General features: G+C 64.7%; 28 protein-coding genes. 3 read left to right on the top strand and 25 right to left on the bottom strand.

What is annotated here, in order from left to right; all coding sequences use genetic code 11:
• The first annotated feature begins 49 nt into the window (after positions 1-49).
• Positions 50-898: an SDR family oxidoreductase gene (locus N2604_RS11940; protein ID WP_260374840.1), complete on the top strand. Its 849-nt coding sequence runs from the start codon at positions 50-52 to the stop codon at positions 896-898.
• Positions 899-1,008: 110 nt separating this feature from the next.
• Here N2604_RS11940 and N2604_RS11935 read toward each other — a convergent pair whose 3' ends face one another.
• A complete protein-coding gene (locus N2604_RS11935; protein WP_260374839.1) occupies positions 1,009-1,896 on the bottom strand; it encodes a dienelactone hydrolase family protein in 888 nt (295 codons plus the stop codon).
• Between the two features lie 613 nt (positions 1,897-2,509).
• On the opposite strand from N2604_RS11935, the gene N2604_RS11930 reads away from it, so the two are divergent.
• Positions 2,510-3,088 (top strand): MarR family winged helix-turn-helix transcriptional regulator, encoded by a 579-nt coding sequence (locus tag N2604_RS11930; RefSeq protein WP_260374838.1) that lies wholly within the window; start codon positions 2,510-2,512, stop codon positions 3,086-3,088.
• Positions 3,089-3,100: 12 nt separating this feature from the next.
• On the opposite strand, the gene N2604_RS11925 is transcribed toward N2604_RS11930, so the two are convergent.
• On the bottom strand, positions 3,101-4,060 hold the full coding sequence (locus tag N2604_RS11925; protein ID WP_260374837.1) for a hypothetical protein: 960 nt from the start codon (positions 4,058-4,060) through the stop codon (positions 3,101-3,103).
• Between the two features lie 819 nt (positions 4,061-4,879).
• Between N2604_RS11925 and N2604_RS11920 the strand changes: the two genes are divergently transcribed.
• Complete coding sequence (locus N2604_RS11920; RefSeq protein WP_260374836.1) at positions 4,880-5,650, top strand: response regulator transcription factor; 771 nt, start codon at positions 4,880-4,882, stop codon at positions 5,648-5,650.
• 156 nt (positions 5,651-5,806) lie between these two features.
• Here N2604_RS11920 and N2604_RS11915 read toward each other — a convergent pair whose 3' ends face one another.
• The 23 genes from N2604_RS11915 to N2604_RS11805 form a co-directional block, all read right to left on the bottom strand.
• Positions 5,807-6,265, bottom strand: a complete 459-nt coding sequence (locus tag N2604_RS11915) for a hypothetical protein (RefSeq protein ID WP_172786936.1) — start codon at positions 6,263-6,265, stop codon at positions 5,807-5,809.
• A complete protein-coding gene (locus tag N2604_RS11910; RefSeq protein ID WP_260374835.1) occupies positions 6,262-6,774 on the bottom strand; it encodes a flagellar biosynthesis protein FlgN in 513 nt (170 codons plus the stop codon). Before N2604_RS11910 ends, N2604_RS11915 begins: the two co-directional genes overlap by 4 nt.
• A gap of 39 nt (positions 6,775-6,813) precedes the next feature.
• The gene (locus N2604_RS11905; RefSeq protein ID WP_260374834.1) at positions 6,814-7,296 is read right to left on the bottom strand and encodes a rod-binding protein; all 483 of its coding nucleotides are present in this window, start codon (positions 7,294-7,296) and stop codon (positions 6,814-6,816) included.
• Positions 7,293-7,712: a hypothetical protein gene (locus N2604_RS11900; RefSeq protein WP_260374833.1), complete on the bottom strand. Its 420-nt coding sequence runs from the start codon at positions 7,710-7,712 to the stop codon at positions 7,293-7,295. The genes N2604_RS11905 and N2604_RS11900 overlap by 4 nt, the downstream gene beginning before the upstream one ends.
• A gap of 7 nt (positions 7,713-7,719) precedes the next feature.
• Positions 7,720-8,472, bottom strand: a complete 753-nt coding sequence (gene fliR / locus N2604_RS11895) for a flagellar biosynthesis protein FliR (protein ID WP_260374832.1) — start codon at positions 8,470-8,472, stop codon at positions 7,720-7,722.
• A complete protein-coding gene (gene flhA / locus N2604_RS11890; RefSeq protein ID WP_260374831.1) occupies positions 8,469-10,550 on the bottom strand; it encodes a flagellar biosynthesis protein FlhA in 2,082 nt (693 codons plus the stop codon). Before flhA ends, fliR begins: the two co-directional genes overlap by 4 nt.
• Before the next feature lie 76 nt (positions 10,551-10,626).
• Positions 10,627-10,893: a flagellar biosynthesis protein FliQ gene (fliQ, locus tag N2604_RS11885; RefSeq protein WP_025034323.1), complete on the bottom strand. Its 267-nt coding sequence runs from the start codon at positions 10,891-10,893 to the stop codon at positions 10,627-10,629.
• Positions 10,890-11,312, bottom strand: a complete 423-nt coding sequence (gene flgD, locus N2604_RS11880) for a flagellar hook assembly protein FlgD (RefSeq protein ID WP_260374830.1) — start codon at positions 11,310-11,312, stop codon at positions 10,890-10,892. The genes fliQ and flgD overlap by 4 nt, the downstream gene beginning before the upstream one ends.
• Before the next feature lie 15 nt (positions 11,313-11,327).
• Entirely contained in the window at positions 11,328-11,738 is a 411-nt protein-coding gene (gene flbT / locus N2604_RS11875) for a flagellar biosynthesis repressor FlbT (RefSeq protein ID WP_260374829.1), read from the bottom strand.
• The gene (flaF, locus tag N2604_RS11870; RefSeq protein ID WP_172786944.1) at positions 11,738-12,082 is read right to left on the bottom strand and encodes a flagellar biosynthesis regulator FlaF; all 345 of its coding nucleotides are present in this window, start codon (positions 12,080-12,082) and stop codon (positions 11,738-11,740) included. The genes flbT and flaF overlap by 1 nt, the downstream gene beginning before the upstream one ends.
• 55 nt (positions 12,083-12,137) lie before the next feature.
• Complete coding sequence (locus N2604_RS11865; protein ID WP_260374828.1) at positions 12,138-13,184, bottom strand: flagellar hook-associated family protein; 1,047 nt, start codon at positions 13,182-13,184, stop codon at positions 12,138-12,140.
• A gap of 3 nt (positions 13,185-13,187) precedes the next feature.
• On the bottom strand, positions 13,188-14,663 hold the full coding sequence (gene flgK, locus N2604_RS11860; RefSeq protein ID WP_260374827.1) for a flagellar hook-associated protein FlgK: 1,476 nt from the start codon (positions 14,661-14,663) through the stop codon (positions 13,188-13,190).
• A gap of 34 nt (positions 14,664-14,697) precedes the next feature.
• Positions 14,698-15,927: a flagellar hook protein FlgE gene (locus tag N2604_RS11855; RefSeq protein ID WP_260374826.1), complete on the bottom strand. Its 1,230-nt coding sequence runs from the start codon at positions 15,925-15,927 to the stop codon at positions 14,698-14,700.
• Between the two features lie 90 nt (positions 15,928-16,017).
• On the bottom strand, positions 16,018-16,599 hold the full coding sequence (locus tag N2604_RS11850; protein WP_260374825.1) for a transglycosylase SLT domain-containing protein: 582 nt from the start codon (positions 16,597-16,599) through the stop codon (positions 16,018-16,020).
• Positions 16,550-17,893, bottom strand: a complete 1,344-nt coding sequence (locus N2604_RS11845; protein ID WP_260374824.1) for a flagellar hook-length control protein FliK — start codon at positions 17,891-17,893, stop codon at positions 16,550-16,552. Before N2604_RS11845 ends, N2604_RS11850 begins: the two co-directional genes overlap by 50 nt.
• Positions 17,890-19,068, bottom strand: a complete 1,179-nt coding sequence (locus tag N2604_RS11840; RefSeq protein WP_260374823.1) for a chemotaxis protein — start codon at positions 19,066-19,068, stop codon at positions 17,890-17,892. The genes N2604_RS11845 and N2604_RS11840 overlap by 4 nt, the downstream gene beginning before the upstream one ends.
• Positions 19,065-20,378, bottom strand: coding sequence for a MotB family protein (locus N2604_RS11835; protein ID WP_260374822.1), 1,314 nt, complete (start codon positions 20,376-20,378; stop codon positions 19,065-19,067). Before N2604_RS11835 ends, N2604_RS11840 begins: the two co-directional genes overlap by 4 nt.
• A 6-nt stretch (positions 20,379-20,384) precedes the next feature.
• Positions 20,385-21,065, bottom strand: a complete 681-nt coding sequence (locus N2604_RS11830) for a hypothetical protein (protein WP_260374821.1) — start codon at positions 21,063-21,065, stop codon at positions 20,385-20,387.
• Positions 21,062-22,687 carry a flagellar basal-body MS-ring/collar protein FliF gene (fliF, locus tag N2604_RS11825; RefSeq protein ID WP_260374820.1) on the bottom strand — a complete coding sequence of 542 codons (1,626 nt, stop codon included), beginning with the start codon at positions 22,685-22,687 and terminating at the stop codon, positions 21,062-21,064. The genes N2604_RS11830 and fliF overlap by 4 nt, the downstream gene beginning before the upstream one ends.
• A gap of 301 nt (positions 22,688-22,988) precedes the next feature.
• On the bottom strand, positions 22,989-23,900 hold the full coding sequence (locus N2604_RS11820) for a flagellin (protein WP_260374819.1): 912 nt from the start codon (positions 23,898-23,900) through the stop codon (positions 22,989-22,991).
• A gap of 275 nt (positions 23,901-24,175) precedes the next feature.
• The gene (locus tag N2604_RS11815; protein ID WP_260374818.1) at positions 24,176-25,081 is read right to left on the bottom strand and encodes a flagellin; all 906 of its coding nucleotides are present in this window, start codon (positions 25,079-25,081) and stop codon (positions 24,176-24,178) included.
• Between the two features lie 264 nt (positions 25,082-25,345).
• A complete protein-coding gene (gene fliP / locus N2604_RS11810; RefSeq protein WP_128263897.1) occupies positions 25,346-26,086 on the bottom strand; it encodes a flagellar type III secretion system pore protein FliP in 741 nt (246 codons plus the stop codon).
• Entirely contained in the window at positions 26,083-26,526 is a 444-nt protein-coding gene (locus N2604_RS11805; RefSeq protein WP_260374817.1) for a flagellar basal body-associated FliL family protein, read from the bottom strand. The genes fliP and N2604_RS11805 overlap by 4 nt, the downstream gene beginning before the upstream one ends.
• Between the last annotated feature and the right edge of the window lie 31 nt (positions 26,527-26,557).

Genomic DNA, 26,557 nt, shown 5'->3' with positions numbered 1-26,557 from the left:
ACTGCGCACGACCGCGCGAACGGGAACCTTCGACCTGCACGGGAGACGCATGCGGCTCTTCATCCTCGGCCTCGGCTACAGTGCCCGGCATTTCGTCCGCAAGCACGGCGACAGCTTCTCGCATGTCGCCGGCACCGTGCGCGATCCCGCGCAGCGCAACGATCTCGCCGGCATCGAGGTGCATCCGTTTTCCGGCAGCGATCCGTCGCGCGAGACGGTCGAACGGGTTCGCGATTCCGACGTCCTCCTGGTCTCGATCCCGCCCGGCAGTACCGGCGATCCCGCAATCGCGGCGTTCGGCGGCGTGCTCAAGGGAAGCCGCCGCAAGGTCGTCTATCTCTCCACCATCGGGGTGTACGGTGATTACGCAGGCAGCTGGGTCGACGAGAGCACGCCGCCGCAGGCCGTCCTCGACCGCACGCGCGTGCGGATCGCAGCGGAGCAGGCCTGGACGGATGCGACGGACGGCGATGCGGCGATCCTCAGGATTGCGGGCATCTACGGTCCCGGCCGCAACGCGCTGGCGGCGCTGCGCGCGGGAACGGCGAGGCGCATCATCAAGCCGGGACAGATCTTCAATCGCATCCACGTCGATGACATCGCGAGCGCGATCATGGCCGCGATCCAGCACGGGCGCGGCGGCACCTGGAACATCTGCGACGACGAGCCCGCGCCGCCGCAGGACGTGATCGCCTATGCCGCGAAGCTGTTGGGCGTGTCACCACCGCCTGAAGAGGCGTTTGCCACCGCCGAGATGTCGGCGATGGCGCGCAGCTTCTATGCCAGCAGCGCGCGGGTCTCCAATGCAAAATTGAAGCGCGAACTCGGCGTCACGCTGGCCCACCCCACCTACCGGCATGGCCTCGACGCGTTGTGGCGCGCAGGCGAAGGTCGATAGGGTTCCTGCGCTCCCATTCCTACCAGACATGCCGCGCTTGACTTCGTCCCTGTGCGGTCCGCGCCGAAATCAAAAGGGCGGCCGCTCGGACCGCCCTTCGAAACCATGCGTCAGCTCAACACGCCGTATTTCTTGAACCAGGCCTCTGCCTGCTTCCAGGCATCTTCCGCGGCGTCCTTGCGGTAGCTGCCGCGATAGTCGGCATGGAAGCCGTGCGGCGCTTCGGGGTAGATCTTGAAGTCGGCCGGCTTCTTGCTCTGCTCGAGCGCTGCCTTCATCTGCTCGACCTGGGCGACGGGAATGCCGGTATCGGCGCCACCGTAGAGGCCGAGCACCGGCGCCTTCATCTCGGGCGCGAGCTGCAGCGGGCTCTTCGGCAACAACGGGTTGGCAGGATCGACCAAGGTCCCGTAGAAGGCAACGCCCGCCTTGAGCGCACCGCTGTGGGCGGCATATTCCCAGACCGTGCGGCCGCCCCGGCAGAAGCCGATGATGCCGAGCCGCGTTGCGTCACCGCTTTGCGATCCTGCCCAGGCGACCGTCGCGTCCAGATCCGACAACAGCTCCGCGTCCGGCTTTGCATTCACCACCGGCAGCAGCTCCTTGACATCCGCGACCTTGGTCAGGTCGACGCCCTTGCGGAAATAATAATCGGGCGCGACCGCGAACGCGCCGAGCTTGGCGAGGCGCCGCGTCACGTCCCTGATGTATTCGTGCAGGCCGAAGATCTCCATCGCCACGATGATCACCGGCGCCTTGGTGTTGCCGGCCGGGCGGGCGAAATAAGCGGGCATCTCCTCGGAGCCGACCTTGACCTTGGCATCGCCGGCTTGGAGGCCGCTGATATCCGTCGTGATGATGTCGGCCCGGACCGGACCTGCCGCGAGCGTGTAGCCAGCGGCGACGGCCGCGGTCGCGCTCATGAACCCGCGCCGCGAGAGCGGGGCGACTTTCGTCAGTCCAATGACGTCGGATGTTATGCTGGTTTCAAAGCTCATCGATCTTCCCATTCCTGATTCCCATGCTGATGCCCCTCGGGCGCCGCATTCGCCAATAATTGCGGGACAAAGGCAACTCACCAGCCTGCGAGGACGCGGCTCACGGCCTCATCCCTTCGTTGGCGAACACCGGTGTCCGCCGTCCGCCGGAGCCCGATTGTGTGTCGGACTTAACCGTCTAGCTGCACTGCATCGCAACATCCATTAACCGAAAAGAATGGTTCTTTCCCTGCCCGCCAAGCCTCCTGGCGCTGCAGAGAATGCACCTGTGCGCGCACCCGACAGTCCATGCCGCAACAAATGGCAGTCGCAGTGACGATGGTGACACATCATCTTGCTTACGCATCGTGCGTCATCACCAATTCACGTGCGAACCGTCGTCATTTGATTGAAATTTTCGAAGGATCTCGGCCGCGCGATTTACCCGGTCTTTCTTTGTGACACCCTAGTTCCACGGCCGGAAGTTCCATCTTCGGAAACGCAGAGGCTTCTTCCCGCGACGCGCGACGCCGCCGGCAACGGACCACGGAGCGCAAGCGGGTTCATTCCCGTCCGCCCCGATTGCGCTGCCCAAGGCTCAATTGAATAAACGTTTATCCGACCTGGAACTGAAATGAATTTGGCGCGCGAATCGATTGAACTGTTGGAGCAGGCCGCACGCATCCTGTGGTTCGAAGGCACCAAGCACGGTTTGCGCGACCGCGAATGGATGGCGCTGCGCTTCCTCTCCCGCGCCAACCGGTTTTCCCGAACCCCCTCGGCGCTGGCGAGCTACGTCGGCACCACGCGCGGCACCGCCTCGTTCATCATCGGCGAGCTCGAGCGGCTCGGCTATCTCGAGCGGAAGCGCTCGGCCACGGACAAGCGATCGGTGACGTTGAGCGTGACCCATCAGGGCAAGAAGTTCCTGGTGCGCGACCCAGTCAACGTCCTTGTCGAAGCGATCGCCGTTCTCGATGACGAGGTCAAGATCCGCTTCCGCGACACGTTCCGGCACGTGCTTGACCACTCCGATTCCGCCGAGCAGCGGCACCATACCGACGCCTGCAAGCGGTGTATCTTCCTGCGGGAGGATCGCACCGGTACCGACAGCAAGACGACGGTCGAGTTCAGCTGCCGCCTGTTTCGCGCGCCGATCGCCGAGGCGGAGGTCGATCTGCTTTGCACCAGCTTCGAGCATCACCGCCAATAGACGGCCGCTCGATCAGGGCGTCGCCTTGCGCGACGAATAGATGACGCCGCCGCTGGCTTCCACCACCAGACGCCCGTTCTCGTTCCTGATCTCTTCGATGCGGCCAAGACCGGGCACCTGCTGTCCCAGCACGGCTTCGATGACGCCGTTCGGGCCTTGCAGGATCGCGATCCCCTCATAGGCCTGACGGACCGACCAGCCCTTGATTGCCTTGCGCGGCGCCGATGCACGCTCGGGTGCAGGCACCGATCCCGTGAATTCGGGCGCGGCGACCGCCGCCATCATCGGCCCTTGCGACACCGGCTGCGTCTGCACCGTTGCCGGCGCGGGAGCCTGTGCTTGGGCTTGGGCCTGCACCTGAGCGAGCTTGTCGAGCTTCGCCGTCGAGGACGAGCTCACCCGCTCGATCCGGTCCAGATTCTCGGCAAACCTGCCGAAGCGATCGTTCGTGACCTTGCTGGATTGGTCGACCGCGGTGCGCAAGCCGTCGAGATTTTCAGACACGCCCGACACCTGCTTGCGCAGCTGCGCGACGGTCTCGCGCAGATGCCTGATCTCCGCATTGGCCGCAACGTTGTTCGGCGCCGGCTGGGTGGTGAGATAGGCGATCACGCCGGTGCAGGCGCAGACCACCAACATGGCAGCGACCGCCAGTGTTGCGAGCGGCACGACCCATGTCGGACGAGGCGGCGGCGGCTTCGCCACGATCACGGCCGGCTTGATCACGGCCGGCGCGGGTTTCGGGATTGCCATCTTGTCGAGGCGTGCCTTGGCACGAATGCGCTTCAAGCCCTCGAGGGCCTCCTTGGCGAGAGCCTCGTCGCTCGCCGCAGCCGATACACGCTTTGCGCTCGCGGCAGGCTTGGGCGTTCGCCCCGCGTTGTCCATTGTATCGCTCGCCTCCGGCGCCGGCTTCGCCGCAGTGGAAGCATCCGCGGTCGCGTTGGGACGAGCTTGTCCATCGGACAACATATGCAAATGCTCCGTTCGGTTCGGTCTATCGAACGGTGACGCTATTTGCCGAAGCTTGCCTGAAACGTGCGCGTCGAAAGCTTTTCATCGCGCGCGATGCGACGCCGCATGAGTCGATCGCGTCATACACGTGGCGAGAGTGCGACTCGAAAGACACACACTCGCCAAGATTTCACCAAGCTGGAGTCGCGGAGAAGACGTGAGTCGAATTGTCGCATGCGGAAAAGCGGGTTCCAGTGTCAATCCGGGGTTGAAAACCCATCAATGTGCGTGACCCGGAGCACCACCCAAAATGGCTGCAATTGTACGGGGATGCGGAATCATACAACCACCGCGATGCAAAACTAGTTCAGTATCCAAATCAACTGATGCGATCGAATACATCAAGAAACAACCCGACACGAATCAACAGCATCAAGCGCGTGTAGCAATCGCTTTGTTCCGCACGCTTGATCGGAAATCGGCAATTGTTACGGTCCTACTCAAGTGATTCTCGCCAGTTGGCGAGGAGATCGACACAGTTCAGCAGTGTTCGAACGCGATGAGCAACTTGGCGCCACTGTTCTAGGTCGTTTCTCAATCTGCTCCGCGAGGTGATCAGTAAGACACCCGCCGAGCCTCACGCAGTAAGCGTTTCAGTATCGAGTTGAAGTCACAGGCCTGCGAGACGCAGGCACTGAACGCGTAGGGCTGCCCGCGAATATCGAAACCACAACAACGGTTCGCGGGATGGAATGTCGTCAAACAGCATCGTTGCCGAGCCGGGGCATCACAACAACCAACCGGCCGCAACAAGTGCGAAACAGGGGCGAAAGACTGATGTATATTATCGTTGATGATCGCGAGAGCGTCGCGAACAGCTACGTCGGAGGGCTCGTTCGCGAAGGCGTATCGTCGATCGGCTTCTCCTCCGGAGAATTCTGGGACTGGCTGCAATCTGCGAGCGAATCCGATCTGGCGGCGGTGGACGCCTTTCTCCTCGGGGATTGCGACGCCCGCGGAAGCCTGCCGCGGGCGATGCGCAAGCGCTCATCGGCTCCCATCATCGCCATGAGCGGCCAGAAGATGCTCAAGAACACGCTGGAGCTGTTCGAATCGGGCGTGGACGACGTCGTGCACGTGCCGATCCACCTGCGCGAGATCCTCGCCCGAACGGCCGCGATCGCGCGCCGCCGGGTGGGCGAGCTGCCGAGGCCCTGCGAGAGCAGGATCCAGGTCTTCTTCAACGGCCGTGACCCCGAAATCGCGGGACACGCCCTCACCCTGCCCCGCCGCGAACTGCGCATCCTCGAATATATGGTGGCCAACCACGGCAAGTGGATCACCAAGACGCAGATCTTCAACGCGGTCTACGGCATCTTCGAGTCCAGCTTCGACGAGAGCGTGATCGAGAGCCACGTCAGCAAGCTGCGCAAGAAGCTCCGCGACCGCCTCGGCTTCGATGCGATCGTAGCCCGGCGTTACGTCGGATACCGCCTCGACATCCCGGCAGGCGAAACGCTCGACGAGCCGGTGCAGGAGCTCGACGACGTCGGCATCCTCCTGAACAGGGCGCAGGCCGTCCCGGCGGCATACCCGGCCGGCAACTGACACGGCAGGACATCGCCACGAAACCGGCAACGGCCTCTGCGAAGCAGCTTCGCGGAGGCCGTTGCACTTTTGGCGGCGGAGACCTCGGATGTGGCCTCCTTGTCCTCATCCTAAGGAGCCGCGTAGCGGCGTCTCGAAGGATGGCCGTAGAAAAGACTACGGCTTCTGCTGGAATTCTTCCTTGGAGACGTAGTTGAAGTCCTCGACCAGGACGTCCTGGACGATGTCACCCTGCATCCGTTCGTTGACGCGCTGCTTGATGGCCGTCGTCAGGATGGCGAGGTCGTAACGGGCGAGCTTCCTGAAGTCGAGACGGTCGTCGGCATAGATCCTGCGGAAGGCCTCGTCGACCACGAACGGCTCCGGCGGAACGTTCAGCTGGTGCATGGTCCGCCCCTCCATGGTGTAGACGAAGCGGGCGACGATGTAGCCCTGCACATTGCCGTTCTCGACCATCGGCACGCTCAGCGCCCGCGTCTTGTGATATTGCAGCCCTTCGAGATATTCGTCCTTCGCCGGCAGCAGGCTGCCCTTTTCCTTCCAATAGGCGACGGCATAGCTCGTGCCCGCCGTGAGGATGCATACCCAGAGCCCGGCCAGCACCAGTCTGATCATTTTCCGTCCTGCGCTGTGCGACCGGTATAGGTGCCGTCCGACTCGGCGTCCTTGACCGCCTTGACGATGATGCTCGCGACCTCGCGGACCGCGTCGTAGTGCATTTCCAGAATGGAACGATTCCGTTCGAGCTTCTCGCGCAGCCGCTGAATCTCCCCGGTGATCTCGACCTCCCCGCCGAGGTGCATTCGCGCCCGCATCAGGCGAACGAACTCGAGCATGCTTCGGCTCTTCCGCGCGCTGAAGTCGTCGAAATCGATCTTCTGGCCCGTCGCGAGTGCGGTCGTCTCCTCCTCGACGATACTCGCGAGCCGGCGGATTGCGGCCAGCAGGCCACGCATCTCGTCAGATCTCACCGCGTCCGCGGCGTCGACCATCGCCTCGCCACCTCCGATCGGCAGCAGCACGGGCAGCAGCGCATCGCCCGCTGCGGCTTCCGTCGTCATCATCTCGGTGTCCGCGACCGCCTGGTCCATCGCCACGGCCACCGCGCCTTCTTGTGCCTGCATTTCAAATTCACCTCTCAACTTCTGTCACCCGTTCGCGGATCATGATCCGGCCTTCCCCGCAGCGTCCGGTCCGACCGGATGTGCGGCGGCGAGCTGCCGGGCGATGCCGACGCCCTTGCCCTTTGCCAGCTGGTTGCCGAGCTGCTCTGCAAGCATCGACTTCCAGACGCCGCCAGCCGTGCCCTTGCCGAAGACCTCCTCCGACTCCTTCGGCAACATCGTCTCGACGAAGGTCTGGAGGATGAAGGCTTCGAACTTGCGATAAACCTCGCCGGATGCCGGCGCCTTGATCACCTGCACCGGCGCCCCGTTCACCGCACCCGACCGCGCTTCGGCGACCTTCGCCGCGGCCTGGTCCGCAGTCGCGGCTTTGGCCTTGCCGACTTCCGCCTCCAACGTGGCGGCGAAATCGGCGTCCGATGATTTCAGCGCGTCGAGCTTCGCGGTCGCGGCGCGCTGCGTCACGGGGTCGGCGGCTTCGAGGACGTCGAGGATGAGGTCGGGCGTCGCTGTTACGATCATGTCTTGTTCCGGTTGGCTGGCTGTGGCGTCCACGCGCCCACGGTAAGGCTCGTTCCCGTCATTTCCTCGAGCGAGCGCTTCTCGGCATCGCGAAGCTTGTTGGCGAGCGCGGACTTGGCGACCTCCTCGAGCTGTCTCACGCGGCGGGTCTCGCGGCGAACCTGGTCGAGCTGCTGCGCGGCCTGCGCCTGCACCGCGCAGGCGCCGACGCTCGTCCTGTTGAGACGCCGCGCGATCGATTCGTTCGACGATCCCGCCGGCGGCTTTCCATCGTTCAAGGCTCCGACCAGCCATTCCTGCTCGTCCTGCAGGCTGCGCTCCTGCTGCCGCAATTGCGCGAGCTGCCATTCCGAGAGCCGGAGCTGCAGCTTCACCAGCGAGACCATCCGGCCGAGCTTGTCCGCGCGCGACGTCATGACCCGGTCACTCCGCGAGCCACGACGAGACGCCGAGCATGAACTGCGTCAGCAGCTCGTCGCTGGTGAGGTAGAGCAGCAGGAAGCCGCCGAACAGCACGAAGGGCACCGAGATGAAGTAGACCGGAATGGCCGGCGTCAGCTTGTTGATCAGGCCGACCGCCAGGTTGACGATGACCGAATAGACGATGAAGGGGCTCGAGATCCGCAGCGTCAGCACGAACGCCTCCGAAAGGCGGCCGACGAGCAGCTCGAGCGCGACGCTGCCGCCCAGCCTGTTGCCGGGCTTCCAGACGTCGTAGGAGTTCATCAGCCCGCGCAGCACCTGCCAGTGCTGGTCGGTCATGAAGAACAGTGTGGTGACGGCCGCCATGATCAGCGGCACCAGGGCCGGTGCCGGATCGGTGTCGGCGACCGGCGTGCCCGGGATGTTGCTCAGGCCGATCGCGCCCGCCATCATGGTCGCCATCGTCTGGAGGGCGAGGAAGAACACGCGTCCGCCGAGCCCGATGACGCTGCCGACCACGAGCTCGGAGCAGATCAGGAGCGCCAGCGTCAGCGGCGCCGCGTTGTCCGTGAGCGGCTTCAGGACGGCGATCAGGATCGGCGTCAGCGCAAACGTCGTGACCAACGCGACGAACAGGCGTACCTGGGGCGGCACGTTGACGCTGGAATAGCCGGGCACCAGCATCAGGCAGGCGCCGATGCGGCAAAACACGATGAACGTCACCAGCACGCTGTCGGCGAGCCCGGAGATCACGATATGGCTCCGAGTGCCCTGATCTCGGCGCTGCGCGCGACTTCGACATGCGACAGGATCGGCAATGTCGGAAACACCCGCTCCAGGATCATCCGGACATAGGGGCGCGCTTCCGGCGTCACTGCCAGCACCACGCTGGTGCCGCTCTCGGTGAATTTCCGGATCGCGGCGCTGGCTTCGGTCGCGAACTGCTCGATCAGGCGCGGGTCGGCGTCGAACTCGACGACGTCGCCCTTGGCATCGCGCTTCAGGCTCTGGTGGAAAGCGAGGTCCCAGCGGTTGCCGAGACGGACCACGTTGAGCACGCCATTGTCCGAGAGATCGCCGCAGATCTGCTGGGCAAGCCGCGTCCGCACGTGCTCCGCCACCTGCTCGGACCGCCGCACATGGGGCGCGATCTCGGCGATCGCCTCGAGGATCAGATGAAGATTGCGAATGGAGACTCGCTCGGCCAGCAGGATCTTCAGGATCGCCAGCAGGCCCGAATAGGAGATCTGCGACGGGCAGAGATCCTCGACCAGGCGCTTGTATTCGGGATCGAGCCGGTCGAGCAGGGCACGCATGTCCTTGTAGGACAGCAGCTGGGCAAGGTTCGCCCTGATCACTTCGCTCAAATGCGTGAGCAGCACCGACAGATTGTCGACCGGCTTGCAGCCCTGCCGCTTGACTTCGTCGGTGAAGGCTTCCGTCACCCACAGCGCCTTCATGCCGAACGCGGGCTCGATCACCTCGTCGCCCGGCACGTCGGGCTTGCCGTCCTTGTCGACCAGCACCAGCACCTCGCCGAGCCTGAGCTCGCCATGGGCAACGCGCGTGTCGTGAATTCGGATCTGATAGCTCTTGGGATCGATCGACAGATTGTCGGTGAGCTTGATCTCGGGAATGACGAAGCCGTACTGCTTGGCGAATTTCTTGCGGATCTTGGCCACGCGGTGGGCAAGCTCGGTGCGCGAGCCCAGGAGATGGACCGAAAGGTGGCCGCCGAGCGCCAGCTCGATCTCGGCGGTCTTGAGCTGCTCCTTGACGGATTCCTTGGCCTCGGCCTGGGCGCGCTCGTCGGCCTTGCGCGCATCCTCCTTCTGTTTCAGCGCGGCCTGCCGCTTCGGCAGCGAATAGCCGACGAAGGCCATGACGCCCCCGAGCAGCACGAACGGCGCCATCGGCAGCCCCGGCATCAGAGCGAGCACGAACATCATCAGCGCGGCGGCCGATACCGCGCGCGGATAGCCGCCGAGCTGCCGCAGCACCGCCTGCTCCGCCGAGCCCCTGGTGCCGCCCTTGGAGACCAAGAGGCCCGCCGACAGCGAGACGATCAGCGCCGGCATCTGCGACACCAGACCATCGCCGACGGAGAGCTTGGTGTAGACGTCGGCGGCACGGGACAGAGTCAATCCGTGATGAGTGACGCCGATGACGATGCCGCCGAAGATGTTGATCGCGGTAATGATGAGGCCGGCAATGGCATCGCCGCGGACGAATTTCGAGGCGCCGTCCATGGCGCCGAAGAACGCGCTCTCCTCTTCCAGCTCGCGGCGCCGGCGCTGGGCCTCCTTGTCGTCGATCAGGCCGGCGGACAGGTCCGCGTCGATCGCCATCTGCTTGCCGGGGATGGCGTCGAGGGTGAAACGGGCGCCGACTTCGGCGATACGCGTCGCGCCCTTGGTGATCACGACGAAATTCACGGTCACCAGGATCGCGAAGATGATGAGGCCGATAACGAAGTCGCCGCCCATGACGAACTTCGAGAAGCCGGCAACGACATGGCCTGCCGCCTGTTCGCCCTCCCCGCCCCGCGACAGGATCAGGCGCGTCGTCGCGATGTTCAGCGCCAGGCGCAGGATCGTCGCGATCAGCAGCACGGTCGGGAAGGCCGAAAAGTCGAGCGGCCGCTGAATCCACAGCGCGACCATCAGGATCAGTGCCGACAGCGCGATCGAGAACGCGAGGCCGAGGTCGATCAGGATCGGAGGAATCGGCAGGAACAGGATCGTGAGCATGGTCACGATGCCGCCGGCGAAAAAGGCATCCGTTCCGAGGCGGCGCGGATTGGGCAGGCTAGCAGCTAACGTATCGGCCATGGGTCACCGGCAGAGGGGTCCGGTTCGCAATCTGCCGCGCAAAGCTTACGCGGGGATGGTGCCGGGGCCGTCCGGATCAGAAGCCGCGCTCGATCCTGGAATAGACCATCTCGGTGAAGGTCGACAGATGCGCGCCGATGAAGGAGCCGGAGACGGCAACGACCAGGAGAATGACGATGATCTTCGGAACGAAGGTCAGCGTCACCTCCTGGATCTGGGTCAGGGCCTGGATCAGCGCGATGACGGTGCCGACCAGCATGGCTGCGCCGACTGCCGGCCCGGAGGCGACGATGATGGTCCAGATCGCGGCCTGGACGATATCGAGGGCGTCCCGCTCATTCATGACTGGCTGATCGTGAGCCCCGGTCCGACCGCGACCTTCGTGCCGTCCTGAAGGGTCGCGACGGAGCCGTCGCTGTTGATGGAGACCGAGACGACCTTGCCGCTGAAGGTCGCGCCGGTCGAGTCAGCGAAGCTGACCGTCTTCCCGATCAGCCCGTTGGCCTGCGACAAGGACTGCGAGGACAGCAGCGCGTCCAGCTTCGAATTCGTCTGCATCGCCTGCTCGACGGTCGAGAGCTGGGCGAACTGGCTCATATATTGCGAGGTATCCATCGGATTGGTCGGATCCTGATTTTTCATCTCGGCAATGAGGAGCTGCAGAAACGTGTTGTAGTCCACGCTGTTGCTCGACGTCGGCGAGGTGGTCGCGTTCGAGCTGGACGACTTGCCGGTCGTGTCGGTCGCGCTGTTGACGTTCATCTTGTCTCTCCGCTGTCAGGCAGCTTCGACTGGGGAAACATCGGCGGCGCCGGCCAGGATGGCCTGCTCCACCGGAAACAGCGCCCGAATCCGCTTGAGCGCCTCGAAATAGCGGGTCGCCCCGACCAGCTCGTGGATCGCGCCGAGCCCATCGAGCATCTCGCGGCTCTCGCAAACGACACACAGGGCCTCGTGATGCTGCGCGTAGAGCGCGGCGGCGTCGCGGACGTCGGTCGGGTTCATCAGCATGAGCTGGACGATGAAATAGAGCTGTCGCAGCGCCGTGGTGGCGTCGGACGCCTGCATGACCTGCCCCTCGAGCAGGAACATCACGTCGTTGACGAGCTCGACGGAGACCTTGCGGTCGACGCGGAGCACCGCGCCGTTGATGTAGATCCGTTCGCCCGCGCGCAAGGAGATCTTCATTAAAGCGCGTCTCGGATCAGGCGGTTGATTTCGATCAGCTGCACCACGTCGCTCGACCGCTGCTCGCGGAGACGGTCGGCTTCCTTGACCACCCACAGCCCGATCGAGATGATGTCGGCGCGCAGCTTGTCCGGCAGCCCGTTCTCGGGGTGCGCGAGATCCTCGATGAAGATCGTCCACAGCCGCCGCACATAGAGCAGGCTCTCGACCTGATCCTCGAGGCTGAAGCGCCCCTTCTGGATCCGCTCGAGCCGGTCGATGCCGAGGCTGAGCGCCTGCCGCTCCCGACTGCGCGCCTCATAGCCACTTTCGTCAACGACCGCTTCATAGGCTTCAAACGTCATCAGGACCACTCTTCGCAGGAGACCGAACAACTGGACAAAGGTTACGAGCCCCTATTCAGAGATAGTTGATGAGGCTGATCTTCTGGAGCTGCGAGGTGAGCGCCAGTGCGGTCTGGATCTGTGTCTGCAGCGTGTTGACCCGGACCGAGGCTTCGGTCGGGTCGACCTTCTCCATGCCGACGATCTGATTGTTCAGGATGTCCTGCTGCGTCTTGAGCTTGGCGGTTGCGGTGGTGATCCGCTGCTGGACCGTGCCGACGGTGCCACCGAGCGCAGCGAGGTCGTTGATGGCGTTGCCGACGAGCCCGATGGCCTTGTCCACCACGACCTGGAACGTCTCCTGGCTCAGCTTCACGTTCCCGAGATCGGCCATCATGGTGTAGGCCTCGGCGAGCTTGCGGAAGCCGGTCTGGTTGGCGCTCACGGACGTATCGGCGATCTCGGTGGTGGAGATCCGGCTTTGCATGGTCTGGTCGGTCGCCGAGGACCAGTTGGTGTTCCAGGCCGGGCTGGCAAACTCGGCATCGAAGCTGGTGTCGAGGAAGGTCTGCATCTGCGCCGGAGTGATGGTGGCCACGCCCGGCGCGGATTGCGAGAAGCCGAAGGCCGCGAGAAAATCCGCATCGACCTGGTTCTTGCTGGCCGAGCCCGCGACATAAGGCGTGATAGGCGCGTTCTGCGTGTTGATGCCCGAGAACAGATAGGAGCCGTTATAGGAAACGTTCAGCGCGCCGATCAGATCCTGGAGATTGGAGGATGCAGGAGGCAGGATGACCCGCCCGCCGCCGTCGGTGCTGCGGGCCGCAATCAGGTCCTTGAGGAAGTCCGTCGCGGTCTTGCTGAGCTGGGTGATCCGGTTCTGCGTCACGTCCAGGCGTCCCGAGACGAGCCCATTGGTGTCGACGAGCTGATCGGCGAAGCTGAAGTCCGCCCGCAGCGTGAGGTCGCTTCCGGTCGTGGCACCGAGCTCGAGGCCGATATCGGCGAAGCGGCCGGTGGTCGCCTCGGTCGAGGCCTTGCTCAGCGCCGCCTGATTGTTCGTGATCGAATACCTCAACGACGAGGACAACATCAGCGTGGAAATGTAGTTCGCGCTCATCATGACTTAGTTCCCCACGGCAGCGAGCAGGCTCTGCAGCATTTCATCGACCGTCGAGATGATCTTCGACGAGGCCGAATAGGTGCGCTCGACCTGGAGCATCAAGGCCATCTCGTCGTCCATGTTGACGCCGTTGACGTTGGACAACGCCGTGATGCTGCGGTTGAGCAATGTGCTCTGGTACTCGGAGTTGTCGTTGGCGGCCTTGCGCTGGTTTTCGATCCAGCTCGCCGACGACGATGCGAAGTCGATCAGGCTGCCGCTCGGCTTGCCTTGCGTCGTCGCATCGAACGGCTGCGAGGCATCCATGCCGCCGATGAGCTGCTGCAGCCGGGCCGAATAGCCGCCGTTGCCGGCGGTGTTGTATTGATAGGCCGGGCTGCCGCTAATCGCGCCGTCGCGCAGCAGATTCGGGTTGCCGCCCAGAGCCGGATCGACCGATGCGGCGACCGAGATCGCGCCGGCGAGGCCCACCAAGACGGTTGCGCTCGCCGGCATCGCCGGAGCGCCCGGATAGGTAAAGAGACCGGGAACGTCGGGCAGCGCCGCGGCGGTCTGATCGCTTTCCCTGAACGTATTGATCAGGCCGCGCGCGATTTCGTCGAGCTGGCTCTGATAGGTGACGGTGTCCTGGTCGCGCAGCTGAGCCAGCCCTGCGAGCTTGCCTGACTTCAGCGGCATCACCGAATTGGCCCCGGTCACCGGGACGCCGTCGATGTAGACGGCATTGCCCGTGGTGCCGGCGGTGTAGGCAGTCGTCGGCGCAAAGCTCACCGTTCGCGCCGTCTTGTCGAACAGCACGACGCCGCTGTCGGCGTAGAGCGCCGCGTCGCCGTTGGGGCGGATCGACATGGTGACGCCGACCTCCTGCGACAGCTGCGAGACGATGCTGTCGCGCTGGTCGAGGTAGTCGGTGATGTCGTCGCCGGAGATCGTGCCTTTCACGATCGCGGTGTTGACGGTCTCGAACTGGGAGAGCAGCTGGTTGATGTTCTGAACCGACGTCTTCATGTCGGCATCGGCGCTCTCGCGGACCGACTGCACGGTGCGGGTCGCCTGGTTGAGCGCAGTCGCCATGTCCTTGGCGGACGCGACCGCCGCCTGCGCCAGCGTGGTGTTGTCCGGGGCGTTGGCATATTTCTGCAACGCCTGCTTCAGCGCATTGAGCTGCGCCGTCGGCGACTGGTCGAGCTCCGGATCGTCCACCGTCGCGGAAGCGATCTTCTGCAGGCCGTCATAGATCGCGGTTTGCTTGGCGGAGGACGAGGTCGCGATCAGGACGTTGTTGTAGAGGCCCGAGCTGGCGGCGCGCTGGATCGCCGCGACATAGACGCCGGTGCCGGGCAGATTGTCCAGCACGGTGAGCTTGCGCGAATAGCCGGTGGCGCTGGCACCGGCGATGTTGCGCGAGATGACCGACGACTGGATGCTCGACGCCATGAGCGAGGAGCGAGCCGAGTTGAGAGCGGCGGTAAGCGACATGGCGTGCTCTTGCCCGAAACGAGCGCCGAGGAATTCAGCGCTTCAGGTTGACGACGACGTCCAGCAGATCCGCGCCGGTCTGGAACGATTTCGAGTTCGCCGTGAAGCCGCGCTGGGCCTCGATCATCGAGGTCAGTTCGTCCGCGAGGTCGACGTTGGAATCTTCCAGCGCGCCGGATTTGACGGTGCCGAGACCGCCCTGGCCGGCGAGGCCAACCTGCACATTTCCGGACTCCAGGTTCGGCGAATAGACGTTGCCGACTTCGGGCGTCAGATGATCCGGGCTCGGCACCGTGGCGAGCGCAATCTGGAAGCTCGGTAGCGTGGTGCCGTTCTTGAGGACGGCGGTGACGATGCCCTTGTCATCGATGTTCACCTTCTCCACCGCGGACGGAGCATTGCCGTCGACCGTCGCCTTGAAATCGAAGGCGGCAGCGACCTGGGTCATGGCCGACATATCGATATTGAAGGCGGCGGAACCGCCCGGGATCGCGACCGAGAGCGCCGTCGGGCTCGCCGCGGCCAATCTGCCCTTGCCGGTCGCGGTGACGTCGAAGGTGAACGTGGTTGCGGGACCCGGCGTCGTCAACGCAGTGGCGCCGTTGTAGACCTGGATATCCCAGGTATTGGCGCCCGTCTTGGCAGCGTAGACGTCGAGCGTCACGGCATTGCCGATATTGTCGTAGGTCACCATCGACGTCTTGGACGTGTAGTTGGCGGGCCCTGCCGGCGCTGCGATCGCGGTTGCGCTCGGATCGAGATTGGCGGCCACGGTCGCCTTGGTCGACGGCGCGGCCTGGAGCGCCATCTGATTGACGTTGATGACCTGAAGGCCGCCGAAACCGTTGGCGGCGACGTTGGGGACGGCACCGTTCGCGATGTTGTAGCCCATCAACTGGAAGCCGGCCGTGTTGATGAGGTTGCCGGTGTCATCGGGCACGAACGCACCCGCACGCGTGAGGAAGTTGTTGCCGTTCGCGTCCTGCACGACGAAAAATCCGTTGCCCTGGACCGCAAGATCCGTCGTCGATGTCGTGAAGTGATAGTTGCCGGGATCGCTGATGGCGTAGCGGACGGTGGTCTCGACCGCGCCGGAATCGTAGTTGCCGGAGCCGCTCTTCAGGATCAGCGAGGAGAACTCCGTGGAAGCCCGCTTGTAGCCGGTCGTGTTGACGTTGGCGATGTTGTCCGAGACCGTCGACAGCTTGTTGGACTGCGCGTTCATCCCGGAAACGCCGGTGCGCATAACGCCATACAGGCTCATGAATTGGGCTCCTCAGTCAGGTTGCAGCTACAATGCGGGGTCTTGCTTGCGCGGGGCTGATGATTGGGCGCGATGCACAACTTCATGCTGTCAGGTCGTTTTCGGCTGGCAGAAGGAGCGAGCCTTGTCGGTCCATGCGCCGAAGCCGCTCGAGACGAGATGCGCAACGATATGGCAGACGTAGCGCTTCTGCGCCGGCTGGTTGTTGGGGCCGGCATTGTAGCGGGCGACGGCCATGGTCCAGCTGCCTTCGCGCTGCTTCAACTCCTTGAGGAAGCGCGCGGCGTATTCGACGTTCCTGGCGGGATCGAACATCGCCCGGACCGACGCGAACTTGTCGCCGTGGTAATAATGGTTGATCTGCATGCAGCCGAGGTCGATCAATTTGATCCCCTTGCTGCGCATGGTCTCGAAATTCGCGATTGCATCATCCATGTCCTTGGCGAACACGGTCTGACCATCGGCACCGAGAGCATAGGGATGGAGCGCGCCACGCCGACCGGTCTCGGTGAGCCCGACCGCATAGAGAATGCCGAGCGGAATCCCGTGCCGCTGCGCCGCGCGCGCCATCTCGCGCTCGCAGGGGCGCGCAGTTTCGACGGCCGCCTGGGCGGCGCTCGCACTAGAGATAAACAGGGCCGCGACGATGATGCGGCGCCACGTCCTGATCATGACGCGTCTCCTGGCTGAACTGGCGCTCCTGGCGAGCCTGCTTCGCGCCGCCGTCGGACTGCCCCGACGACGTGCCGGCACCGCCGAACGCGCCTTGCGACTGCGGCGAGGATTGTTGCTGGCCCGAGAGCTGCGGCTGCGACTGGCCGGAACCGCTCTGAAATCCATCCAGCGCGCCGTGCTGCACCGGTGCAACGTCGGCGACGTAGCCCGCCGACTGCATGAGGTCGCGGATCTGATCGCGCTGCTGGTCGAGCATCTGGCTCGTGTCCTTGCGCTCGGCCGCGAGCTGGACGGACACTTCGGTGCCGACGAGGCGCAGGCGCACCGTGACGTTGCCGAGCGCGGGCGGTTCGAGATTGACGGTCAGGATCCTGAGCGGCTGATCCGGTGCGTTGGTCAGGGGTGCCGCCAGATCTGGCGCCGCGGACGCCGCCGCTGCCGACGATTCCTTCAGCTCGGCGACGACTGCATTGGCGACCTGCTGCGGGGCGTTGAACTGCACCGGTGGCAGATGGGTTTCCTGCTGGACCACGTTTACCTTGGTCGTCTCGGGCAGCGCGGCGCGCGCCGAAGCCTTGGCGGCGCGCTCGACATCGGCCGTGACCGCCTCGAAGCCAGGTGATGCCGGCATTGCGCTCGAAGTCTCCGCACCTTGCGTCGGTGTCGGCTGCGGCGTGGCCAGCGCTTGCGGCGCCGCGGCCTGCGAGCGTGCGCCGGTCGGGGCAAGTCCGGATGGGCCGGTATCGGCGGTCGCCGCCTTCACCGCGCCCGGAGCCTCGTGCTTCGCCGAGGGGGACTGCTCGTCGCGCGCGGGCGCGTCCTTACCCGCAGGCGACAATTGCATCTGCGGCTTCACGACAGGCGCGGCAGCGATCTCCTGGCCGACCACGACAGCGATGCCGGATTGATCCTGGCGATCTGGCCCTGCGACATGATCGACCGGACGTTGTTTGTCCGCCAGCTTGTCGGACTTGGTGTCGGAGGCCTCGTCCATGGACTCTGGATGTGCAGTGACCGCGACGTGTTGATGCAGCGTCGCCTCCTTCGGCTTCTCCTGCTTGGCCGAGTGGATCACACGCGTGCGCAGCGTTCCGGTCTTCGCGGCCGTCTCGCTGCCATCTTCGCTCAGTGCCTGCTTGGCGAGGTTCGAGACGGTGTGGAGCAGATCGTTGAAGGACGAATTCGCCTGCGGTTTGGTCCCGGCGCTCTTTGCGGCGCGCGCCCCGCGCATGTTGAGACTCTCGGCGAGACCGGAGAAGAGCTGTCCGGAGGTTCCGCTGAGCTTGGTCATGGACGGCGGTCCTTGGTCAGGAGTTCGAGTTCCCCGAGCTGCTTCTGCGCGCGTGCGAGCGTCGCGATCGATGACGCCAGATCGAGCCGCGCCGGCGTTGCCGGAGGCTTGTCCGCTGCTGCGGGGGATCCGCCCGCGAAGGACTTGCGGATGTCGAGCGCGAGCTGCACCGCCGCATTGAGAAGGGGCACGTCGCGCTCAGGCAGCTTCGACCGGTCGAGCGCCTTCAGTTCGGCGAGACCGCCGTCATATTCGTCGGTGAGCACCCGCGAGGCGCCGCGGAAGAAATGGGCGCGCTCGCGTTCCGCTGATGCGTCCACGCTGAGCGTCAACGCCCGCTCGCCCGCAAGCCGGGTCACGGCCAGCCGTCCGCGCACCATCGCGGCGCGGGCGATCACGAGATACAGCTTGAGGCGGCTGGCGCGATCGATCTGCTCCAGCAAGGCTGAGATCCGCGCAAAGCGGCGCTCGTCGAGCGCCAGGCTCGATTGTGTCAGTCCCGCGGAGAAACGCTGCCAGAAATCGCCGGCATAGATCGAGTTGCGGTAATGGCGGATATAGGCCAGCGTCAGGAACTCGAACTTCTCGAAATCCTCCGCCTGCCCCACCAACAGGATCTCGCGCCGCAGCGCCGCCTCCTCGACCAGCGTGCCGGGCAGCAGCAGGCGCGCATCGTCCAGACGCTCGATCGCGAGCGACGCTTCGGCGCGCGCGAACAGCGCGCCCTGAACCAGCGCGACCTGTCCGCCCAATCCTGAGGCAATCGTCCGCGGCTTGATCTCCTTGAGCAGCTCCCGCGCTTCCTCCTGACGACCCTCGACATAGGCGAGCGCACCGTCGAACAGCCGCTCGTCGACGTTCATCTTGTCGCGCGGCAGCTTGCGGACGATTTGCGGCGCACCGCCGCTGAGCAGGTAGATGACGACCGCTTGGCTGTTCTGCGGATTGCTCCACACGGCGGGATCGGCCGCGAGGAACTTCTCGCCGATCTGCCGGATCAGAGCGATATGACTGCCATGTGCGGCGGTGTCGCCGTTGGCGATGCCGTCCTGCACTGCTTGCAGCGCGCGGACGAGCTCATAGGGTTCGCCCCCCAAGGGCGCAGGCTGGGCAAGCGCATTTGCCGCCATGAACGGCAGCAGCAGCAATGCGGCGCGGCTCAGCAGCCTGATCACGGGCGCTTCTCCCGGATCAGGATCTCGATCCGGCGGTTCTGGGCGGCCGCCGGGTCGTTCGGAAGCTTCGGCCGCCGATCGGCGTAACCTTCGACATGCTCGATCCGCCGCGCGTCGACGCCGGAGCGAACCAGCATGTAATAAGCCATCTGTGCACGAGCGGTCGACAGCCGCCAATTGTCGTAAGTCTCCGACCGATACGGCCGATTGTCGGTATGGCCGCGGACGATGATCATGCCCTGGCGCTTCATCAGCAGCGGCCCGATCTTGTCGATCACGCGGATCAGCTCGGGACGCGGCTCCGCCGAGCCGACAGCGAACATGCCGAAGCTCGCATCGTCGGTCAGGCTGATCAGGAGCCCTTCCTCGACCTGGCGCACCTCGGCGGCCGGCCCCGCTCCTGCCTTGATGTCCGACAGGGCGTCTGCGATCGCGGACTGAAGCTGCTTGAGGGTCGGCTGCTGCGCTTGCGCCACCTCGCGCGCTTCCGGCTCCTTCGCCGTATCGTTGAGACGCGCCTGCGGGGCGGCATTGGCCTGAACGCCGGCCTGGGCGCTGCCCTCGCGTGCCGACTGCGTCGGTGCGGAGCCCGGCGGCAGCAGGGGCGACAGGCTTGCGGACGAGCTCTCCGGGTTCGGAGCCACGCTGCCGCCAGCATCATCCGTCCTGCTCCGGCGCGCCTGCGGCTCGCCCGGATTCGCTCCGGCTGCGCCGTCTCGCGCGGAGGCGTTCGGCTTCGGCTCGCTCTCGATGAAGCGATCGGCATCCTTGGACGCCTGCGGCGCCAGCTTCCAATAGCCGGGATCGAAGGGATCGCGATAGGCGTCGCCCCCCTTGAGGCCATCCTCTTCGGCGGAGGTCAGAGCGCCGGCGCGACGCTGGCCCGTGGATTGGTTCGCGCTATTGGCGATCTCGGCGAGCGTCGCATAGGGATCGCGGAACAGGACCTTCTCCTCGAAAGAGGCCGGCTTCTCGGCCGTCGGAGAGTCGCCACGACGTTCTTCGTTCGAGCCAGCCGGCTGGCGCTTGCCGTCCTGACCTTCGAACGACGTCGGCTCCTTCTTGGAGAGATTCTTCAGCCCCTTCGGCGCGGGGGCATTTTCCGCGAGCTGGATCGGGTTGAAATAACTCGCGACAACCTGCTTCTGATCCTGGTTGAGCGCGTTGAGCAGCCACATCACCAGGAAGAACGCCATCATCGCGGTCATGAAGTCCGCATAGGCGATCTTCCAGACGCCGCCGTGATGCGCTTCCTCGGCGAAGGCGCTGCGCCGGCGGACGATCACGAGCTCATGCTTGACCTCCTCCATGGCGGACTACCGGCGCGCTTCCTTGAGGCGCTCGCTCCAGGCCGTGATCTGCGTCTCGATCACGGTCTGGTCGGCCATGACGCGGACCTCGAGCGTCTCGGCGGCCTCGTATGCGATGCCCGTTCGCCTGGATGCCTCGAGCTGCGTCTTCACGAGGTCGAGCAGCTCGCTCGGGCCGGTGACCTTGAAGGCCGGCACCGACGAGCTGCCGGTCAGCGCCGCGATCTGCTCGACCAGCGATCCGATCGCCTTGTCGCGCACCGCATCGGTGAGGAACGGCAGCAAGATCCGCGCGACGGAGCTTGCGATGTTGCTTTCGATCTCGCGGCACGCCGCCTCGAAGCCGCTGACGATCGCGACCGCCTGCTGGTCGGACCATTTGGCCCGCTCCTCGCCAAGCCGGATCGCACTGCGAACGCGCTCCTCGGCCAGCTTGGCGTCGCCTTCCGCGACGCCCGCCGCATGGCCGCGACGATAGGCATCGTCCAGGAGATTGACCGGCGGGGCTTCCGTCGGCGGCGCCGGATGCTGCGTCTGGGCCTGCGGCTGCGCTTGAGGCTGCGGATCGCGCCTCGCCTCCTTCGGCCTGGTCGGCACGTCCTGGATTTTCGGAGGCGGAGGCGGCGGCGACTTGATCCGGCCATTCGCATCGAACTGCGTCAGGAGTTTTCCGATTGCCGCGTTCATGCCGCCTCCTCGCGTCGCATCCAGTCTTTAAGGATCGCCGCCGCCTGCATCTGATCGAGCCGGACGATCTGCTCCAGCCGCTTCTGCGGCGTTCGCTGCATTTTGCCTTCGAGGTCTTCGACGAGGTTGAGCTCGGCCTCCTCGCCGTCGGGCAGAGCAAGGGCTGCCGAGGCCTCGAGCTGCGCGGCCTCGGCCGCCTCCGCCTGCTCTTGCTGCGCGCGATGGGTCAGAATGCCGTTGACCGCGGGCCGCAGCCCGAACCAGACCAGCATCGAAGCCACGGCCAGGATCGTGATCGCGTTGATGACGCTGCCGAGCTGCTTGTTGATCATCTCGACGAAGCTGATCGGCGGCACCGGCGCCAGCTCACGCGAACCTTCGATGAAGTCGACGGCCGTCACCTGGATCTGATCGCCGCGCGCCTTGTCCAGTCCGCCCGCCGTCGCCGCGAGCTGGCTGATCTCGGCGAGCTTGCTGTCGATGATGGCCTGGTTGCTCTTGTCGCCGAGATCGGCGACCAGCCGCGCGCGGTTCACCAGGACGGCGATGAACAGCTTCTTGACCGAATAGCCGTCGCTCACCGTCGTCGTGGTCTTGGACGAGACCTCGAAATTGGTGACGTCCTCGCGGCGGGTCTTGTCCTCGCTGGAGTTCTTGCCGCCGCCCGCATTCACCTGCTGGTCGGGGAGATTCTGCTGCACCGTGGTCGGCGACGAGCGGTCGGCGTTCTGCGAAGATTCCTTCTCGCGCACGGCCCGCACCGAGCGCTCGGCGCGACTCTCGGGATCGTAGACCGTCTCGTTGATCTGCCGCTTGTCGGTGGACAGCTGCGGAGCGACGCTCACCTCGAAATTGTCGAGGCCTAGATACGGCGTCAGCGCCTTGCGGATGTTCTCCTGCACCATGCCGCTGACCGTCTTCTGCAGGCTCGCCATCTTAGTCGGCGCGGCGCTGGCCTCGTCCTCTTCGGCGAGCAGCATCGAGCCGTCGGCATCGAGCACCGTCACCTTGTCGCGGCTCATGCCGGGAATGGCGGCGGCGACGAGATGCCGGATCGACTGCGCCGTGCGCGCCTCGATCGCGCCGTCGGTGCGCAGCACCACCGACGCCGAAGGCGGCTGCTGCGTCGCGCGGAACGATCCGCGCACCGGCAGCACGATATGCACGCGTGCCGCCTTCACGCCCTTCATCAGCTGGACGGTGCGGGCGATCTCGCCCTCGAGCGCGCGCAGCTTGGTGACCTCCTGCATGAACGAGGTCAGCCCGAGCGAGCCGATCTTGTCGAACAGCTCGTAACCGGAATTGGCGCTGGTCGGCAGCCCCTTCTCGGCGAGCAGCATCCGCGCCTGCATGGTCTGGCTCGGACGCACCGAGACCGCATCGCCGGCGGAATTGACGTCGAAGGTGATGTTCTGCTCGCGCAGCGCCGCGCCGATGCGCGTCACGTCTTCGCGGGTGAGGCCGGTGTAGAGCGTTTCGAACTCGGGGCGGCTGAGATAATAGGCGCCGCCGACGACGGTGACGAGAACCGCAAAGCCGATCAGTCCCAAGGCCATCAGGCGTCGCGGCCCAAGCTCCAGCAGATTGTTGAGCAGTTGCTGTACCTGCGCACGACTGAGCATATGACCTCGTACCAATGCGAATGGTGAGGACACTCAGCTGCCAACCTTGTCTGAAGGTTGCGCGAAGCGCGAATGTGCGGGTGCGCTGGCGAGGCGTTGCAATTTTACAAGGCTGGGCGACGCAATCGGTTTGGCAGCCGCGAGCGAGCGCTCGGGCGCACGGCAGCCCGACCGGCTGCGGCGTGTCGCAAGAAGTCTGACGTCGGGAGGTCGATTGCCGCCACATCGCGTGTCGGCGCGCCCACCATGACGGCGGGGACCGTGCTCCCTGAGGGAGCACGGTCGTTTTCGAGAGCGCCGCTTAGCCGCGGAACAGCGACAGGATGCTCTGGCTGTTCTGGTTGGCGATCGAGAGCGCCTGAACGCCGAGCTGCTGCTGGGTCTGCAGCGCCTGGAGGCGGGTCGATTCCGCGTTCATGTCGGCGTCGACGAGCTGGCCGACACCGCGATCCACGGAGTCCATCAGGGTCTTGACGAATTCCGTGTTGGTCGAGATGCGGTTCTTGACCGCACCGAGATCGGCAGCGGCCGAGGCCACCGAGTTGATCGCAGCGGTGACCTGAGCGATGTAGCCATCGAGCGTGGTCTGGTCAGCGGCCGAGTCGGTCAGCGCGCTGATGTTCATGTTGTCAACCGACGCGCCGCCGCTCACCGTGTCCAGGATGCCGCTCGCGGTCGCGGTGTAGAGCGAGTAGTTGGCGGTCGTCACCGTGATGGAGCCGATGGTCGGCGTGCCGCCGACGCGCGAGTACGACGACACCAGGTTGAAGGTCGCCGGCGTGGTGGCGGTCGTGCTCAGCCAGTTGATGCCGTTGAAGGTCGCCGAATTGGCCTTCAGTTTCATGTCCTGCTGGATCTGGGTGATGTCGGCCTGGATCTTGGTGCGGTCGATACCGGCGGTCTTGGCTTCGACCAGCAGCGCCTGCAGCTTGGTCAGGCCGGATTCCTTGTCGCCGATGACCGAGGTCAGGGCGGTGTATTCGGTGTCAACGGTCGCGGCCGACAGACCGAGCGAGTCGGAGACCGCCGAGAGCGCAGCGTTGTCCGAGCGCATCGAGGTCGCGATCGACCAGTAGGCGGCGTTGTCCGACGCGGTCGAGACGCGCTGGCCGGTCGAGATCCGGTTCTGCGTGGTGGCGAGTTGCGAGCTGACAGACCGAAGGGTCTGGAGCGCGGTCATGGCGGAGGAGTTGGTGAGGAGACTTGAACCCATTTTGATGTCCCTTTGAAGATTGGATGAGCTGGGGACATACCGGGCTTGCACCGGTACGACAGGGCGGCGTCATGCCTTTGGGCGCCCGGAAAATGCGGGGTTAAGGCCCAACCTGTCGTAGCGGCGAGGTTAGCGAGCGAAGCTTGTGCGAGGCTTGTGGCCCTGTGCTCCTACTGCAACAGGGCGACGAAATGATCGGCGTGCACGGGCGTCCGCCGAAACGAAAGAGCCGCGCTTCGCGAGAAGCGCGGCCCTCTGCAAGGACGGTTCGAAGCTTAGCGGAACAGCGACAGGATGCTCTGGCTGCTGTTGTTGGCGATCGAGAGCGCCTGAACGCCGAGCTGCTGCTGGACCTGGAGGGCCGCAAGGCGCGTGGACTCCTGGTTCATGTCGGCATCGACGAGCTGGCCGACACCGCGGTCAACCGAGTCCATCAGCGACTTCACGAATTCCGTGTTGGTCGCGATGCGGTTCTTGACCGCGCCGAGGTTGGCGGCGGCCGAAGCCACCGTGTTGATCGCGGTGGTGACCTGCGCGATGTAGCCGTCGAGCGTGGTCTGGTCGGCCGCCGAGTCGGTCAGCGCGCCGATGGTCATGTTGTCAACCGACGCGCCGCCGCTCACCGTGTCCAGGACGCCGCTCGTGGTCGCGGTGTAGAGCGAGTAGTTGGCGGTCGTCACCGTGATGGAGCCGATGGTCGGCGTGCCGGCGACGCGCGAGTACGACGACACCAGGCTGAAGGTCGCCGGCGTGGTGGCGGTCGTGCTCAGCCAGTTGATGCCGTTGAAGGTCGCCGCGTTGGCGGTGCTCTTCATCTGCTGCTGGATCTGGGTGATATCGGCCTGGATCTTGGTGCGGTCGATACCGGCGGTCTTGGCCTGGACCAGCAGGGACTGGAGCTTGGTCAGGCCGGAGTCCTTGTCACCGATGACCGTGGTCAGAGCGGTGTATTGCGTGTCGACGGTCGCGGCCGACAGACCGAGCGAGTCGGAGACTGCCGAGAGAGCGGCGTTGTCGGCGCGCATCGATGTCGCGATCGACCAATAGGCGGCGTTGTCCGAGGCGGTGGCCACGCGCTGACCGGTGGAGATCCGGGTCTGCGTGGTGGAGAGTTGCGAACCGACAGACCGCAGGGTCTGCAGCGCGGTCATGGCGGTCGAGTTCGTAAGCAGGCTTGACATTGCGAATGTCCCTTTATGTACGCGTTACATTTTCATCAGGGGACATACCGGGCTTGCACCGGTACGGAGGGGCGGCATCATGCCTTTGGACTGATGTGGTGGGGTCCAACCCGCCGTGATGCATTGCTAGCATGCCGAATCTTGCCCGCAGATTAAGGTCGGCTTGAATTCCTCAGCAATATCAGATGGTTAATATTACCTACCGCTAACCATAACGCGGTACTTCTCGCTAACCATGACGGGGCGGCAGGCGATCGCCGCCCCTTACGAGAACGACCGCACCAGTCCGGAGGCCAGCAGATTCCAGCCGTCGATCAGCACGAAGAACAGCATCTTGAACGGCAGTGCGAGGATCGTCGGCGGCATCATCATCATGCCCATGGACATGGTCAGCGTCGCCACGATCATGTCGATCACCAGGAACGGCAGGATGATGAGAAATCCGATCTCGAACGAGCGCCGGAGCTCGGAGATCATGAAGGCCGGAATGATGACGCGCAGATCGATCCGCTTGTCGTCGAACTTCCTGCGGAAGCTTTCTGCGGCGAGCGCTTCGAAGGTCTGGAGATCCTTGTCGCGGACATGGGCCAGCATGAACTCGCGGAACGGGTCCGTGATCTTCAGATAGGCTTCCTCCTCCGAGATCTCGTTCTTCATCAGCGGCTGGACGCCGCTCTCCCAGGCCCGGTCGAAGGTCGGCGCCATCACGTAGAAGGTCATGAACAGCGCGAGACTGATCAGCACCAGGTTGGCAGGTGTGGTCTGGAGGCCGAGACCGGCGCGCAGGAACGACAACGCCACCGCAAATCGCGTGAAGCTCGTCACCATGATCAGCAGCCCCGGCGCCACCGATAGCACCGTGATCAGCGCCATCAGCTGGATGATCCGGCCGCTGGTCGAGCCGTTTCCGGGCGGCAGCAGGGAATTCAGGTCGGGAATCTGGGCCAGCGCCGCTTCGGGCAGCACAACCAGAACCAACGCGAGCAGCAGGACTTTCACCCTCACTGGATCACCAGCGTCTCGATGATCAATTCGCGGACCTTGCCCGACGAGCGGATATTGGCGCGCTCGGTCAGGTCGTCACGCAGATGCTGGAGTCCGCGCGATCCCTCGAACTGGGCAACGGTCGCCGACCGCAGATAGGTCACGATGTCCTCGCTGATATGGGCGGCCAGAATGCCGGCATCCTCGTCGCTCATGCTGTCGGTCACCATCGAGGCTTCGATGCGCGCCCAATTGTTGGCCGGCGCGGCGAGATTGGTCACGATCGGGGACAATTTCCTGAGCCGCGCGCTGCCGGCGTAGCTCGACGCGATCGGCGGCGGCGTGGCGCTCTTCTTCGCGTCGGCAACGCGCTCGGCGGTGGCGATCAGATGCAGGCCTGCAACCGCGCCCGCGCCGATCGCGATCAGGGTCAGCACGACGATGGCGGCAATCAGGCGCATGGCGTCCCCTGCCATCGGAACGCGCCCCGGC

It is taken from the genome of Bradyrhizobium sp. CB1015, assembly GCF_025200925.1.
Classification (GTDB): Bacteria; Pseudomonadota; Alphaproteobacteria; order Rhizobiales; family Xanthobacteraceae; genus Bradyrhizobium.
Note: the sequence above shows the minus strand (reverse complement) of the source record. Positions and strands in the feature narration are given on the sequence as shown.